At 61.9% G+C, this 14,822-nt stretch carries 14 protein-coding genes; 13 read left to right on the forward strand and 1 reads right to left on the reverse strand.

Annotated elements, in window-relative coordinates; all coding sequences use genetic code 11:
- Positions 1-25 precede the first annotated feature (25 nt).
- From BLR69_RS03445 to BLR69_RS03505, 13 genes are all read left to right on the forward strand, one after another.
- Positions 26-1,171 carry a glycosyltransferase gene (locus tag BLR69_RS03445; protein ID WP_071495243.1) on the forward strand — a complete coding sequence of 382 codons (1,146 nt, stop codon included), beginning with the start codon at positions 26-28 and terminating at the stop codon, positions 1,169-1,171.
- On the forward strand, positions 1,168-1,737 hold the full coding sequence (locus tag BLR69_RS03450) for an LbetaH domain-containing protein (RefSeq protein WP_071495242.1): 570 nt from the start codon (positions 1,168-1,170) through the stop codon (positions 1,735-1,737). Before BLR69_RS03445 ends, BLR69_RS03450 begins: the two co-directional genes overlap by 4 nt.
- Complete coding sequence (locus tag BLR69_RS03455; RefSeq protein WP_071495241.1) at positions 1,734-2,669, forward strand: glycosyltransferase family 2 protein; 936 nt, start codon at positions 1,734-1,736, stop codon at positions 2,667-2,669. Before BLR69_RS03450 ends, BLR69_RS03455 begins: the two co-directional genes overlap by 4 nt.
- A gap of 69 nt (positions 2,670-2,738) precedes the next feature.
- A complete protein-coding gene (gmd, locus tag BLR69_RS03460; RefSeq protein ID WP_071495240.1) occupies positions 2,739-3,860 on the forward strand; it encodes a GDP-mannose 4,6-dehydratase in 1,122 nt (373 codons plus the stop codon).
- Positions 3,861-3,862: 2 nt separating this feature from the next.
- A complete protein-coding gene (fcl, locus tag BLR69_RS03465; RefSeq protein ID WP_071495239.1) occupies positions 3,863-4,840 on the forward strand; it encodes a GDP-L-fucose synthase in 978 nt (325 codons plus the stop codon).
- Complete coding sequence (locus tag BLR69_RS03470) at positions 4,840-6,048, forward strand: glycosyltransferase WbuB (protein ID WP_071495238.1); 1,209 nt, start codon at positions 4,840-4,842, stop codon at positions 6,046-6,048. The genes fcl and BLR69_RS03470 overlap by 1 nt, the downstream gene beginning before the upstream one ends.
- Before the next feature lie 5 nt (positions 6,049-6,053).
- Positions 6,054-6,512, forward strand: a complete 459-nt coding sequence (locus tag BLR69_RS03475) for a GDP-mannose mannosyl hydrolase (RefSeq protein WP_071495340.1) — start codon at positions 6,054-6,056, stop codon at positions 6,510-6,512.
- A gap of 23 nt (positions 6,513-6,535) precedes the next feature.
- Positions 6,536-7,945: a mannose-1-phosphate guanylyltransferase/mannose-6-phosphate isomerase gene (locus BLR69_RS03480; protein WP_071495237.1), complete on the forward strand. Its 1,410-nt coding sequence runs from the start codon at positions 6,536-6,538 to the stop codon at positions 7,943-7,945.
- A gap of 180 nt (positions 7,946-8,125) precedes the next feature.
- Positions 8,126-8,365, forward strand: a complete 240-nt coding sequence (locus BLR69_RS03485) for a hypothetical protein (RefSeq protein ID WP_058425523.1) — start codon at positions 8,126-8,128, stop codon at positions 8,363-8,365.
- Positions 8,366-8,452: 87 nt separating this feature from the next.
- Entirely contained in the window at positions 8,453-9,565 is a 1,113-nt protein-coding gene (locus BLR69_RS03490) for a polysaccharide biosynthesis/export family protein (protein WP_071495236.1), read from the forward strand.
- Between the two features lie 12 nt (positions 9,566-9,577).
- Complete coding sequence (locus BLR69_RS03495; RefSeq protein WP_371858642.1) at positions 9,578-10,231, forward strand: YjbF family lipoprotein; 654 nt, start codon at positions 9,578-9,580, stop codon at positions 10,229-10,231.
- Positions 10,228-10,995, forward strand: a complete 768-nt coding sequence (locus tag BLR69_RS03500) for a capsule biosynthesis GfcC family protein (RefSeq protein WP_071495234.1) — start codon at positions 10,228-10,230, stop codon at positions 10,993-10,995. Before BLR69_RS03495 ends, BLR69_RS03500 begins: the two co-directional genes overlap by 4 nt.
- Positions 10,992-13,067 (forward strand): YjbH domain-containing protein, encoded by a 2,076-nt coding sequence (locus BLR69_RS03505; protein ID WP_071495233.1) that lies wholly within the window; start codon positions 10,992-10,994, stop codon positions 13,065-13,067. The genes BLR69_RS03500 and BLR69_RS03505 overlap by 4 nt, the downstream gene beginning before the upstream one ends.
- Before the next feature lie 114 nt (positions 13,068-13,181).
- Here the strand turns inward: BLR69_RS03505 and BLR69_RS03510 are convergent, their stop codons facing one another.
- Positions 13,182-14,573, reverse strand: coding sequence for an undecaprenyl-phosphate glucose phosphotransferase (locus BLR69_RS03510; RefSeq protein WP_071495232.1), 1,392 nt, complete (start codon positions 14,571-14,573; stop codon positions 13,182-13,184).
- Positions 14,574-14,822: the final 249 nt, after the last annotated feature.

The raw sequence follows: 14,822 nt of genomic DNA on the forward strand, positions 1-14,822 counted from the left end.
TCAACGCATCAGCGGACGACAGCACGTGAAGTTACTAAGAATCATCTCTTCGGTCAGACCGGAAAAAGGCGGCCCGATCAACGCGGCCCGGGAAATCGACACGGTGCTCGCCCAGGAGGGACATCGCGTGGATGTCCTGACGCTGGATGCCGAGTTCGCGGTGGACTATCCCGGCACCGTGCACTTCATGGGGCCAAGCCGTTTCGGCTACGGCTTGAACGGCAACATCCGCCAATGGCTGGAGCAGCACGCCCGGCACTATGATTTTTTCATTATCAACGGCTTGTGGCAGTACCACGGGTTTGTCGCCCGCCAGGTGCTGAACAAGTTGGGACGACCTTACATTGTGTATACCCACGGCATGCTGGATCCCTGGTTCAAGCACGAATACCCGCTCAAGCATCTGAAGAAATGGCTCTACTGGCCATGGGGCGAATACCGGGTGCTGAGGGATGCGCGGCGCGTGGTGTTTACCAGTGAAGAAGAGCAAATCCGCGCGCGTGAGTCGTTCTGGCTGTATCGCGCCCATGAAACGATCACGGCGTATGGCACTGCCAGCCCACCGGCCGATGGGGCGCGCCTGGCGCGGGACTTCATCAACGGTCACCCGGAACTCAAGGGCAAGCGGGTAGTGCTGTTCCTGAGTCGCATCCATAAGAAGAAGGGGTGCGACCACCTGCTGCAGGCATTTGCCCAGGTCGCCGGGCAAGACGAGCGTCTGCACCTGGTCATGGCCGGCCCCGATCAGGGCGGTTGGGTACAGGCGCTGCAGGATCAGGCCGAAAAGTCGGGCATTGCCCATCGCATCAGCTGGCCCGGCATGTTGCAGGGGACTGCAAAGTGGGGCGCGTTTTACGCCGCCGAAGTGTTTTGCCTGCCTTCGCACCAGGAAAATTTCGGCGTGGTGGTGGCGGAAGCGCTGGCGTGCGGCAAGCCCGTGCTGATCAGCAACAAGGTCAATATCTGGCGTGAAATCGACAAGGATCGCGTCGGCTTTGTCAGTGACGACACCGCCGACGGCGCCCTGCACAACCTGCAACGCTGGTTGCAGCTGGAGGCGCCCGCTTACGCGAAAATGTCCGAGCGGGCCAGGGCGTGCTTTGCCGAACGCTTTCATATCCGTCGCGGTGCGCAGCGCCTGCTGGAGATTGTACGGGAGTGCTTCCCGTGATTCTTCAAGGCAATGACCCGCACCGTTCGGCCTCGTTCTCATTGGGCCATCGGCTGCGCCGCCAGCTCTGGAACATGGTGTACGTGGTGCTGTTTCGCACCAGCCCGCGCCCGTTCCATGCGTGGAGGGCCTTTCTGCTGCGGCTGTTCGGTGCGCGGTTGGGCAAAGGGGTGCACGTGTATCCACGGGCCAAGGTCTGGGCGCCCTGGAACCTGGAGCTGGGTGACCATGTCGGCATTGCCGATGGCACCACGTTGTACAGCATGGCGTTGATCCGCATCGGGCGCTACAGCGTGGTTTCCCAGGGCGCGCATTTGTGCGGCGGCTCCCACGACTACAACAGCAAGAACTTCCAGCTGTATGCAAAACCCATCGTGCTGGGGGAGCACGTGTGGGTGTGTGCCGAGGCGTTCATCACCCCGGGCGTCAGTGTGGCTGACGGCGTGGTGGTGGGTGCCCGCGCCCTGGTGATCAAGAACATCGCGCAGCCGTGGACCGTGCATGCAGGGCATCCGTCCCGCCAGATCGGCCTGCGTACCCAGCATGTGCAGGAGCCCACGCCATGAAGCGCGAAACCATCAGCGTGATCATCCTCACCTACAACGAAAGCCTGCACATCGCCCGGGCCATCGACTCGGTGCGGGCCTTCAGCGATGAAGTGCTGGTGGTGGACTCATTCTCCACCGACAGCACCTGCGACATCGCCCGTGCCCACGGCGCGTGGGTGGTGCAGCACCCGTTCGTCAACCAGGCCAAGCAGTTCCAGTGGGCGCTGGACAACCTGCCGATCACCGGCAACTGGACGCTGCGCCTGGATGCCGACGAGATCATCGAGGCTGACCTCGCTGCCGAGATCAACGCACGCTTGCCGACGTTGGCCAGCGATATCACCGGCATCAACTTCAAGCGCAAGCACATTTTCATGGGGCGCTGGGTGCGGCACGGCGGGCGCTACCCGTTGAGGATGCTGCGGCTGTGGCGCACCGGGCTCGGGCGCATGGAAGACCGCTGGATGGACGAGCACATCACGGTGGCCGAGGGTCGCACCATCACCCTGGAAGGTGGGTTCGCCGACCATAACTTGCATGACTTGACCTTCTTCACCCACAAGCACAACCAGTACGCCACCCGCGAAGCGATTGAAGTGCTCAACACGCGGCTGGGGTTGTTTGCGATCCGCGATGAACTGCACACGGGGCAGAGTTCGTTCCAGGCCAAGGCCAAGCGCCTGATCAAGAACCGCCTTTATAACCGCGTGCCGTTCACCCTGAGTTCCACCGCCTATTTCTTGTGGCGCTACATCATCCAGCTGGGGTTTCTCGATGGCCGCAGCGGCCTGGTCTATCACCTGCTCCAGGGCTATTGGTACCGCTTCCTGGTGGGCGCCAAGGTGCTGGAGCTGGAAACCGCAATTGCCCATTTAAACGATAAGGAAGCCATTGTCCGGGAACTCTCGAAGTTGACCGGCCATAACTTGAACCTGCCCAAACAGAAGTAACTGACCGTTTTTAACAAACACCCAAGTTTGGGTGTCGGCCTTCGCTCGCCTATCAATCGGGAGACAGACATGAACAAAGTTGCGCTTATCACCGGTATTACCGGCCAGGATGGCTCGTACCTGGCGGAACTGCTGCTGGAAAAAGGCTATACGGTGCACGGCCTCAAACGACGTTCGTCGTCGTTCAATACCCAGCGCATCGATCATATTTACCAGGACCCGCAGGCCCTGCATAAAAACCTGATCCTGCACTATGGCGACCTGGCGGACTCGTCGAACCTGACGCGCATCATCCAGCAGATCCAGCCCGACGAAATCTACAACCTCGGCGCGCAATCCCATGTGGCGGTGAGCTTCGATTCACCGGAATACACCGCCGATGTGGACGCCCTGGGCGCCTTGCGCATCCTTGAAGCGATCCGCCTGTTGGGCCTGGAAAAGAAGACCCGTTTCTACCAGGCCTCGACCTCCGAGTTGTATGGCTTGGTGCAGGAAACCCCGCAGAAGGAAACCACACCGTTCTACCCGCGCTCGCCCTATGCAGTAGCCAAGTTGTACGCCTACTGGATCACCGTGAACTTCCGCGAAGCCTACGGCCTGTATGCCTGCAACGGCATCCTGTTCAACCACGAGTCGCCTCGCCGTGGGGAAACCTTCGTGACGCGCAAGATCACCCGCGCCCTGACCAACATCGCGCTGGGCCTGGAGCCGTGCCTGTACATGGGCAACATGGATGCCCTGCGCGACTGGGGGCATGCCAAGGACTATGTGCGCATGCAGTGGATGATGTTGCAGCAGGACAGCCCGCAAGATTTCGTGATCGCCACGGGTGTGCAGTATTCGGTGCGTGACTTCATTCGCTGGTCGGCGGCGGAGCTTGGGCTACGCCTGCGCTTTGTGGGTGAAGGCGTGGAGGAGGTGGCGGTGGTCGAGCACATCGACGGCGACCTGGCGCCGGGCATTCTGGTGGGCGATGTGATTGTCCGGGTGGACCCGCGTTACTTCCGCCCGGCCGAGGTGGAGACGCTGCTGGGCGACCCGTCAAAGGCCAAGCGTGTGCTCGGTTGGGGGCCTGAAATCAGTGCGCAGGCGATGTGTGCGGAGATGGTCCGCGAAGACCTCAAGATCGCCCAGCGCCACGCCTTGTTGCGCCTGCACGGGCATGACGCACCGATTGCGGTGGAGAACTGAACATGGCACGTGATCTTGATGCGCGGATTTTTGTCGCCGGCCATCGCGGCATGGTCGGTTCGGCCATCGTGCGGCGCCTGTGGGCGTTGGGCTACACGCAGATACTCACGGCGGGCCGCGATGAACTGGACCTGCTCGACCCGGCGGCCGTGCAGGCATACTTCGCCAGGCACCGTATCGACCAGGTGTACCTGGCGGCCGCCAAGGTGGGTGGGATTCATGCCAACGCCACATACCCGGCCGACTTCATCTACCAGAACCTGATGATCCAGGCCAATGTGATCCACGCTGCCCACAGCCATGGCGTGCAGCAACTGTTGTTCCTCGGCTCGTCATGCATCTACCCGGTGCATGCGCCGCAACCGATGATCGAAGCGGTGTTGCTGGACGGTGCACTGGAGCCCACCAACGAGCCCTACGCCGTGGCCAAGATCGCCGGGATCAAGCTGTGCGAAAGCTACAACCGCCAGCACGGCCGCGATTACCGCAGTGTGATGCCGACCAATCTGTATGGGCCGGGCGATAACTACCATCCGCAAAACAGCCATGTGATCGCCGCCTTGTTACGGCGCTTCCACGAAGCGACCCAGCGCGGCGATGACGAGGTGGTGATCTGGGGCAGCGGCCGACCGCGACGGGAATTCTTGCACGTGGACGACATGGCGGCGGCCAGCGTGCATGTGATGGAACTCGATGCGGCACGCTACCGCGAACAGACCCAGCCGATGCGCTCGCACCTGAACGTCGGCACCGGGGTGGATTGCACCATCGCCGAGCTGGCCGAGGCGCTGGCGCGGGTCACCGGCTTCCAGGGTCGCCTGCGTTTCGACACCGACAAACCCGACGGCGCGCCGCGCAAGTTGCTCGATGTCAGCCGCATCAACGCCCTTGGCTGGGAAGCCTACGTGCCGCTGGAGGAGGGCTTGCGTGACGCCTACAACGCCTATCTCGCGGCGCTCGAACAGCCTCGGGGCCAGTGATGAAAGTGCTTTTGTACGGCATCAATTACAGCCCGGAGCTGACCGGTATCGGCAAGTACAGCGGTGAACAGGCGCGCTGGCTGGCAGCGCAAGGTCATCAGGTCCGCGTGGTCACGGCGCCGCCGTATTACCCGCAGTGGCAGGTGGGCGAGGGCTATTCGCCGTGGCGTTTTCGCACCGAGCTGGATGCCGGCGTGACGGTGATCCGTTGTCCGCTGTACGTCCCGCGCCAGCCCACGGCGATGACGCGCCTGCTGCACCTGATGAGTTTTTCCGCCAGCTCGTGTGTGGCGGTGCTGGGGCAACTGCGCTGGAAGCCGGACTTGGTGATCCTGGTGGTGCCCACGCTGTTCTGTGCGCCCCAGGCGTTGCTGTTGGCCAAGCTCACTGGCGCGCGGTCGGTGTTGCATGTCCAGGACTATGAAGTGGATGCGATGCTCGGCCTGGGCATTGGCGGCGGTTCGCTGTTGCGGCGCCTGGCGTTGGGTGTGGAGCGCTGGCTGCTGCGGCGCTTCGATCGGGTCTCGACGATTTCCAGCGGCATGCTCGACAAGGCGCGGGGCAAGGGCGTGTACAGCCAGCGGCTGATGTTCTTTCCGAACTGGTCGGAGACCGCACGCTTTCGCGATGTGCCGCGCGACCGCGCGTTGCTGCAACGCCTGGGCGTGCCGCCGGGAACCAAGGTGTTGTTGTACTCCGGCAACCTCGGCGAGAAGCAAGGCCTGGAGCTGATCCTCGATGCTGCCCAAGCCCATGCCCAGCGCACGGAGTGGGTGTTCCTGATCGTCGGCCAGGGCGCCGGCAAGGCGCGTCTGCTCGAACGTGTTCAGCGTGACGGGCTGCGCAATGTGCTGTTCGCGCCGTTGCAGGCCTACGAGGACTTGCCGGCGCTGCTGGCCTCGGCCGACGTGCACCTGGTGATCCAGAAACGCGGCGTGGCAGATGCGGTGTTGCCGTCCAAGCTCACCAATATTCTGGCCGTGGGCGGCAACGCAATCATCACCGCCGACCCCGACACCACCCTCGGCCGCCTGTGCGAGGAACATCAGGGCATTGCGGTGTTGATCGAGCCGGAATCGGTCACGGCACTGAGCACGGGTATCGAGCGGGCACTGGCAATGCCGACGCGTAATGAGGTGGCGTTGAATTACGCCAAGGAGTTCCTCGACAAGGAACGCATTCTGCAACGTTTTCTGGCACAGGTTTGATGGGTATGTGGCTTGATTTACCGACCTTCCAAACGGTCGTGGCTTCGACGCCGTTGGTGGCGATTGACCTGGTGGTGAGAAACAGTCGTGGCGAAGTCTTGCTCGGTTTGCGCGTCAACCGGCCAGCCTTTGGTTTCTGGTTCGTGCCCGGTGGGCGTATCCGCAAGAACGAAAGCCTCGACAGCGCGTTCCGGCGCATCACCGGCGAGGAGCTGGGACGCACGTTTGAACGCGCCAATGCATGTCTGCTGGGCGTGTACGAGCATTTCTACGATGACAGCGTGTTCGCCAACGCCGGCAGCGGGCCGGACACCCACTATGTGGTGCTCGGCTATTGCCTGGACCTGGACGATGGGCAGACTCTCTTGCTGCCCACCGAGCAGCATCAGCAGTACCGTTGGTGGCCACAGGATGAACTGCGTTTCAGCCCGCGCGTGCATGAAAACAGCCGCGCCTATTTCTGACGCTCTGCCTCGAGGATGCATTTATGTTGTTACCCGTGATCATGGCAGGCGGTTCGGGGTCGCGCCTGTGGCCGCTGTCGCGGCAACTGAACCCCAAGCAGTTCCTGCGCCTGACCGATGCGCACCTGTCGATGCTGCAGCAGACCATCCAGCGCCTGGAGGGCGCCAACGTCGCCTTGCCGCAGTTGATCTGTAACGAGCAGCATCGTTTCCTGGTGGCCGAGCAGTTGCGCCAGCTCGGCATGGAGCAGGCGAGCATCCTGCTGGAGCCGGTGGGGCGCAACACCGCGCCGGCCATCGCGCTGGCGGCGTGCAAGGCGGTTGCCGAGGGCCAGGACCCGATCCTGCTGGTGCTGGCCGCCGACCATTTGATCGAAGATGTGCCCGCGTTCCATGCCAGCCTCGAAGTGGCGTTACCCCTGGCCAGGGCTGGCAAGCTGGTGACCTTCGGCATCACCCCGACCTGCGCGCATACCGGCTACGGCTACATCGAGCAGGGTGCGGCGGTGGGCGAGGGCGGGTACCGGGTAAGGCGCTTTGTCGAGAAGCCGGACGCTGCCACGGCCGCGCAGTATGTGGCGAGCGGTGATTACGCCTGGAACAGCGGCATGTTCATGTTCCGCGCCAGCCGCTACCTGGCAGAACTCGAACGCTTCCAGCCGGCCATGCTCGAAGCCTGCCGCGTGGCGCTGGAGGGCGGTAGCCAGGACCTGCCGTTCACCCGCGTGCATGCGGCAACCTTCGCCACATGTCCGGACGACTCCATCGACTACGCCGTGATGGAAAAAACCGATGACGCGGTGATGGTGCCGTTGCACGCCGGCTGGAGCGACATCGGCTCGTGGTCGGCGCTGTGGGAGGCCAGTGCAAAAGACGCCGGCGGCAATGTGCTGCGCGGTGATGGGTTGCTGCTCGATACCCGCGATAGCTATGTGCACGCCGACAGCCGCCTGGTCGCCACCGTCGGGGTGCACGACTTGATCATCGTCGAGACCAAGGACGCCGTGCTGGTGGCCCACAAGGACCAGGTGCAGCAGGTCAAGGGGATCGTTGATCAGCTCAAGCAAGCCGGGCGGCACGAGCACCTCAACCACCGAGAGGTGTATCGGCCGTGGGGCATGTATGACTCGGTGGACAGTGGCGCGCGGTATCAGGTCAAGCGCATCACCGTGAAGCCGGGAGCCAAATTGTCGGTGCAGATGCATCACCACCGCGCCGAACACTGGATCGTGGTCAGCGGCACGGCCCGGGTCACCAATGGCGAGCAGACCTACCTGGTCGCGGAAAACCAGTCGACCTATATCCCCATCGGCCAAGTGCATGCGCTGGAGAATCCGGGGGTGATTCCTTTGGAGTTGATCGAAGTGCAGTCGGGGTCTTATCTGGGCGAAGACGACATTATCCGGTTTGAAGACAAGTACGGCAGGGCCTGAAGTTTCCGACAATTAATAACGTTCCGAATAACTTCAACCATCGGCAATGCAGTGAGGGCCGGGCACTTTGCCGGTAAAACGTTATTTTCAACTAATGCGCCTGGAAGTTACCCGTCTGGTGCGCTGTTTAGTTGGATGGCACTATCGGCCCGGCTACTCACTGACGATAAGGAGTCTGTTATGAGAAAAGCACTGGCGGTTATTGTGCTCAGTGTCATGAGTACGACGGTGTTGGCCGACGAGTTGCCGTTGGGGCTCAGTACCAAGGTCGCGGGTTCGGTGACAGTCGGGGAAACCCTGCTGGTCGCCAGCGCCATTGTTGCCGGCGTGGCGGCTGCGTCCAACAGCGGCGGCAGTTCCAACGGCGGCACCACCACCGGGACCACGGGTACGACCGGAACCACCGGCACCGGCAACTGATCCACCACCTTCCGCTTTTCAGACTGCTTGGATTCCCCACCCGAGTAGTCTTTTTTTCTTGTCGTTTATCGCGAGTGTCCGAGCACTATGATGCGTATTTTTTCTGTGGCGGCCGTGGCCGCCGCATTGTTACAGGGCTGCATGTTCGCACCGGGCCAATACATGGACACGGCGGCGTTGACTGAAAGTGGCGGCGCGCAAAACAGCCGGGTGGATTTGATTCCGATCACACCAAAGTTACTTGCCATGGACGCGGCCAGCCAAGTGCTTTATTCCATTCCCGCGGAACTATTGAGTTATAAACCGGGCCCGTATTTGATCGGCGCCAATGACGCGTTGTATATCACCGTGTGGGATCACCCTGAACTCACGGCACCGTCCGGCCCGCAACAACAGATCGACGCCAACGGCCGCTTGGTCAGCCCCGAGGGCAACCTGTTCTACCCCTACGTGGGTGAGTTGGTTGCCAAGGGTCGATCCATTGAAGCGCTGCGCAGTGAGATCACCGACAAGCTGCGCCAATACATCGACAGCCCCCAGGTGGACGTCAGCGTACTGCGCTTCGCCAGCCAGCGCGTGGTGATCACCGGCGCGGTGGCCAAGGCCGGGCCGGTGCCGATCACCACCATCCCGTTGAACGTGATGGAAGCCATGGGCGCCGCCGGGATCGACCCGCTCAATGCCGACCTGTCCAACCTCACGCTCAGCCGGGGCGGCAAGCGCTACACCCTGGACCTCGACACGCTCAACCTGGCGCAGTCGCGCCTGAACGACATCTACCTCAAGGACGGCGACCAGTTGTACCTGGCCTACAACGACCGCAAGCGCATCTATGTGATGGGCGAAGTCATGCAGCCCCGTGCCCTGACCTTCAAGACCCGCAGCATGAACCTCTCCGACGTGCTCGGCTCGGTGGGTGGGGTCAATCAGAACACCTCCAACGCGGACGCGATCTATGTGATTCGCGGCGCGCAGAATATCGCCAACGAGCCGGCCAAGGTGTTCCAGCTGGAAGCTGCGTCCCCTTCGGCCATGGCCCTGGCCACGCGCTTTGATGTGCAGCCCCAGGACGTGGTGTTTGTCGGCCCAGCGAATATCACGCGCTGGAACCGCTTCATCAGCCAGTTGATCCCTTCCGCCACGATCGTCGGCATCGGCGCGTCCACCCAGAACAACCTGAGCGAAGCCAGCAGCCGATAGGGTGGAACCTGCGTGAACACTCATAAATTCGCTGCTTACATGGGGTTGGCGTGGCTGTTGGCGGGCTGCAATCCGCTGATGACCGCCTCCCTCGATACCTTCAAGGCGGCCGTGGCTGGGCCGGCGCCGCTGGAGCTGACCCAGGCCCAGGTGGACGCAGTGCCGTTTGCCCAGATCAAGGTCACCACGGTGTCCAGCGAAGGGGTGATGGCGCTGATTCGCCAGCGTGGCGACCTGCAGTTCTGGGTGGCTTCCGGCAAGCAGGTGCTGTTGGTGCGTGACGGCCTGGTGGTGCGCACGGTCGGCCTGGGCGTGGACCTCAATGGCACGCACTGGCAGGGCCAGTCGCCGTTCCAGCAAGGCTTGCACCGTGTGCCGGATGGCTACCGCAGCACGCGGCAGATCGATGGGGTGGACGGCTATCGCATGGGCATCACGCTCACCAGCCGTATGACCCGCAAGGGCATCGAAACGGTCGAGATCCTCGGCACGCCCTACGCCTTGTTGCGGGTGGACGAAGACGTCGAGGCCAGCGGTTTTCAGGCGCGCAACCGTTACTGGGTCGACCCCGTCGACGGCTTTATCGTGCAGAGCGAACAGCACCTCACGCCCGACCTGACCCTGACCATCACCCAGCTGCAACCCACTCGCAAGGACGCCCGATGATCGGTCGAATACTCACGGCGCTGCTGCTGTCCTGGAGTTGCGTCAGTACGAGCCACGCCGCCGTGACCGTCAGCGGCCAGGTGCGCACCCCAGGGCCTATTGCGCTGCCACCCGATGCACGTTTGCTCGACGCGATCATTCCGTCGCAACCGGATGCCCAGGGTTATTGGCTGGGTGCAGCCTGGTTGCATCAACCCTTGCTGGAACGCCAGGCGCGGCTCAAGGCCGGTGTGCTGTTTGATTTGCAAACCCTGCACCAGGCCGCGCGGGCTGACGCACGCGAAGGCCGGGCCCGTGTTGCCGAACGCTTGTATCAGCAGGTGCAGGCCTTGCCGGTCACTGGCCGCCAGGTGGCGGTGCTGGACCCGGTGGCGGTGGAAGTCGGCTTTGCGCCGAACCTGCCGCTCAGCGATGGCGATCGCCTGGTGTACCCGCCACGGCCCACGCAGGTGCGGGTGGTGGGGGCTGTCGCTGCGGCGTGCAGCCTGGCGTTCGAGCCGCTGCGGGCAGCCCGCGATTACCTCACTGCATGCCCGCCACTGGTGGAGGCGGATGCTGATTATTTGTGGGTGATCCAGCCTGACGGGAAGGTCTCGCGCCTGGGCATTGCGTCCTGGAACCGCGAAGAGGGCGCCCCCCCAGCGCCCGGCGCCACGCTGCTGGTGCCGATCCGCAGTGACGACCTGAGCGCGCCCACCCCTGACCTGAATCAGCAACTGGCCGAGTTTCTCGCCACCCAACCCCTGGCCGAGGTCACGCCTTGAAATTATGTATTGCGGCCGTGCTGCTGGTGCCTTGTGGCGTCGTGCATGGTGATCCCCGTTACACCCAAAGCGATTTCGGCGGCGTAGGGCTGCTGCAGACGCCTACCGCCCGCATGGCGCCCGCCGGCGAACTCAGCGTGAACGCCAACCGCACCGAGCCCTACAGCCGCTACAGTTTTTCTGCGCAACCACTGGACTGGCTGGAAGGCACGTTCCGCTACACCGCGATCACCAACCGGCCCTATGGCGCTGAGTCATTCAGCGGCGGCCAGAGTTACAAGGACAAGGCCGTCGACGCCAAGGTGCGCTTGAACCAGGAAACCCACTGGCTGCCGGAAGTGGCGCTGGGGTTCATGGACCTGGGTGGCACCGGGTTGTTTTCCAGTGAGTACCTGGTGGCCAACAAGCGGTATGGCGATGTGGATTTCAGTGCCGGCATCGCCTGGGGCTACCTGGGCAGCCGTGGTGATTTTGGCAACCCGCTGGGCGTGCTGGACGATCGTTTCAACGAACGTCCCAGCGCTGAAGGATCCGGCAGTTTTTCCAACGGCTATTTCCGTGGCCGGCCCGCGCTGTTTGGCGGTATTGCCTACCAGACGCCCTGGGCGCCGTTGAGCCTCAAGCTTGAAGTGGAAGGCAACGACTACAAAAATGAACCACGCAGCAACAGCTTTCGCCAGGCTTCACCGGTCAACCTGGGCCTGGTCTACAAGCTCGCCGATGCGGTCGACGTGAGCGCCGCATGGGAGCGGGGCAATACCGCGATGTTCGGCATTACCCAGCACACCAATTTTGTCAGCCGCAAGGCACCCGCCAAGACCTATGACCCACCGGCTCCTCCGTTGCCGGCGAAGGCACCGACCACACCGCCGGACCAGGTGGATTGGGCCGCCGTGTCCCAGCGCCTGCACGATAACGCCGGCTACAATGTGCAACGCATTACCCAGCGTGGTCCGGAGTTGCTGGTGTATGGCGAACAGCAGCGCTATTTCTACAGCGCCAAGGCGGTGGGGCGCGCCAGTCGTATCCTGGACAACAGTGTGAATGACCAGATCGACTGGTTCACCCTGGTCAGCGAACGCTATGCCATGCCGATCGAGGAAACCAGCGTGCCGCGCAAGACCTTTCGCGAGGTGGTCAACCAGCGCGAAGCCCTGCAGGACCTGCACCGCCAGGTCGAGGTCAATCGTGCCAGCGAGCGTACGCAGACCGTGCTCTACACCCAAACGCCCAAGCCCCTCAGCTATGGGCTGGGCCTGGGCTACAAGCAGAACGTCGGTGGGCCGGATGGTCTGCTCTACCAGGTTTCCGCCGACCTCGATGCCGAGTACCGCTTCACCCGCAACACCTGGTGGAGTGGTTTGCTCAGCGTCAACCTGCTGAACAACTACGATGGGTTCACCTACGACGCGCCCACGGGCTTGCCGCGGGTACGCACCGACCTGCGCAAGTACATGACCAGTGCCGACGTGACCCTGCCGACCTTTCAGCTAAACCATGCGCAGCGCCTGGACCAGGACCTGTACGGCATGGTCTACGGTGGTTTGCTGGAATCGATGTATGCCGGTGTGGGCAGTGAAGTGCTGTACCGGCCGATGGGCCAGGGCTGGGCGGTGGGGGCCGATGTGAACTATGTGCGTCAGCGCGGTTTCGAGCAGGATTTCAGCCTGCGCGACTATCGCACGGTGACCGGGCATATCACCGGGTATACCGACCTGCCATTCAACCTGCAGGGGGCCTTGAGTGTCGGCCGCTACCTGGCTCGGGACTGGGGTGCAACGCTGGATCTTTCGCGGGAGTTCAACAATGGCGTGCGGATTGGTGCGTGGATCACTCGCACCAACGTGTCCAAGCAAGAGTTTGGCGAAGGCAGCTTCGACAAGGGCCTCTACCTGTCCATTCCGTTTGATGAGTTGATGAGCCTGTCGACGATGCGCCGCGCCAACCTGGTGTGGGCACCGCTGACCCGCGATGGCGGCGCGCGCCTGAATCGCGCGTATTCACTGCACTCGATGACCGATGGGCGCGACAGTGCATTGTTCTACAAGAACATCGACAAGATCACTGAGTAAGGCCTGTAGGAGCGAGCTTGCTCGCGAAGAAACTCAACGATAACGCGTGATAGCTGGATAAACGCGGCGCCTATGAGTTCTTCGCGAGCAAGCTCGCTCCTACAGGATTGGGGGTTAGTAGATGTCCTTGGACAGCAGCGTAAACGGTGTCTTCAGCAGGATCTTGATATCCAGCCACAACGACCAGGTGTTGATGTAGCGCAGGTCGATGTCCACGCGTTTTTGCATCTTCTCCAGTGTCTCGGTCTCACCCCGGCACCCATTGATCTGCGCCAGCCCGGTGATGCCGGGCTTGATGCGATGGCGCGCCATGTACGCGTGAATCTTGCCCGAGTAATAGTCGTTGTGTGCGATGGCGTGGGGGCGTGGACCGACCAGGGCCATATGGCCTTGCAGCACGTTGAACAATTGCGGCAATTCATCGATAGAGGTGCGGCGGATAAACCGGCCGACCGGCGTGATGCGCGAATCGTTGCGGCTGGCCTGGCGTACCTCGTGGTCGTCATGCACGCGCATCGAGCGGAACTTCCACACCTTGATCACCTGGCCATTCCAGCCGTGGCGGTCCTGTTTGAAGATCACCGGGCCGGGGGAGGTGAGCTTGATCAGCAGGGCAAACGCCAGGAGCACCGGGCTCAGCACCAGGATGGCCAGCAGCGCGATGCTCTTGTCCAGCAACGCTTTGCTCAGGGCGGCGGTGGGGCGGCTGGTCAGCGGGCTTTCATTGAGGAAGATCGCTGGCAGCCCATCCACTTCGGCGACGCAATGGTTGAGCAGTAGCATGTTGTTGAGGTCGGGCACCCAGATCACATCCACGCTGATCTCCAGCAGGTTGAGGTACAACGCCTCGATGTGGGTGGCGTCCTGCAACGAGTGGGTGATGTACAGGCGGCGAATGCCATGCTGGCGGATCAGTTGCGGCAATTGCGGCAGCTCGCCAAGGATCTGCGCCTGTGCATCCGGCGCGGCCTCGGCATGGCTGCCGACGAGCCCCACCAACGGTGAGCGCTTTTGGCGAGACAGGGTGTTCGCCAGGTCAACGGCAAGCTTGCCGGTGCCCACTATCAGTGATTTATGCCGTTGGTGAAGTTGGCGATGGTAATACCGGGACAGGCTGTGCAGCGGGATATAACACAGGGCCAGCAGAGGGTAACTAACCGCCGCCCAGAGCAACAAGATGTCCAATGGAAACAATGAGGTGGCATTGCAGGCGATACCCACCGCGAACACTATTAAAGCGGTGAGTAACCAGCCCATGAACAGTCGTCCCAAGCCCACGCCATAGTCATCTTTCTTGCTGTAGACATCACACAGGCTGTACGCCGGTAATGAAGCCAGTATGGTAAACGCCGCGAGCACACGGTAGTTGTACTCAAGTTGGCCGGTCTTGAACACGACCAACATAAATAACAGTGCAACGACCAAACCCGAGGCAAGCATCCACTGACCCCAGAACGTCAACCCCTTGGGGGTCAGGTTGCGATGCATTCTAGTGTTATTCAGCATAGTTCTGCTCCCGGTGGTGACCACGCAGGTGGTGGCAGGGTCTAATCACGCGGTGGAATACCCGCACTAAAAGATAGGCACGCGCAGTCGCGTACCCACGGATAGTAATGAACGGCAGGAGGCATTGGCTGACGACTTATAACAAGGTCAGCGGCGTCTTAGTGTGAGGGTGTTATAAATGGGCAGGTAAAAAAATGTGTATTAATAGGCAGGGTGGGTATCAAAGTATCCGTTCTTGTTTTTTTTTTT

This window comes from Pseudomonas azotoformans (assembly GCF_900103345.1).
Classification (GTDB): Bacteria; Pseudomonadota; Gammaproteobacteria; order Pseudomonadales; family Pseudomonadaceae; genus Aquipseudomonas; species Aquipseudomonas azotoformans.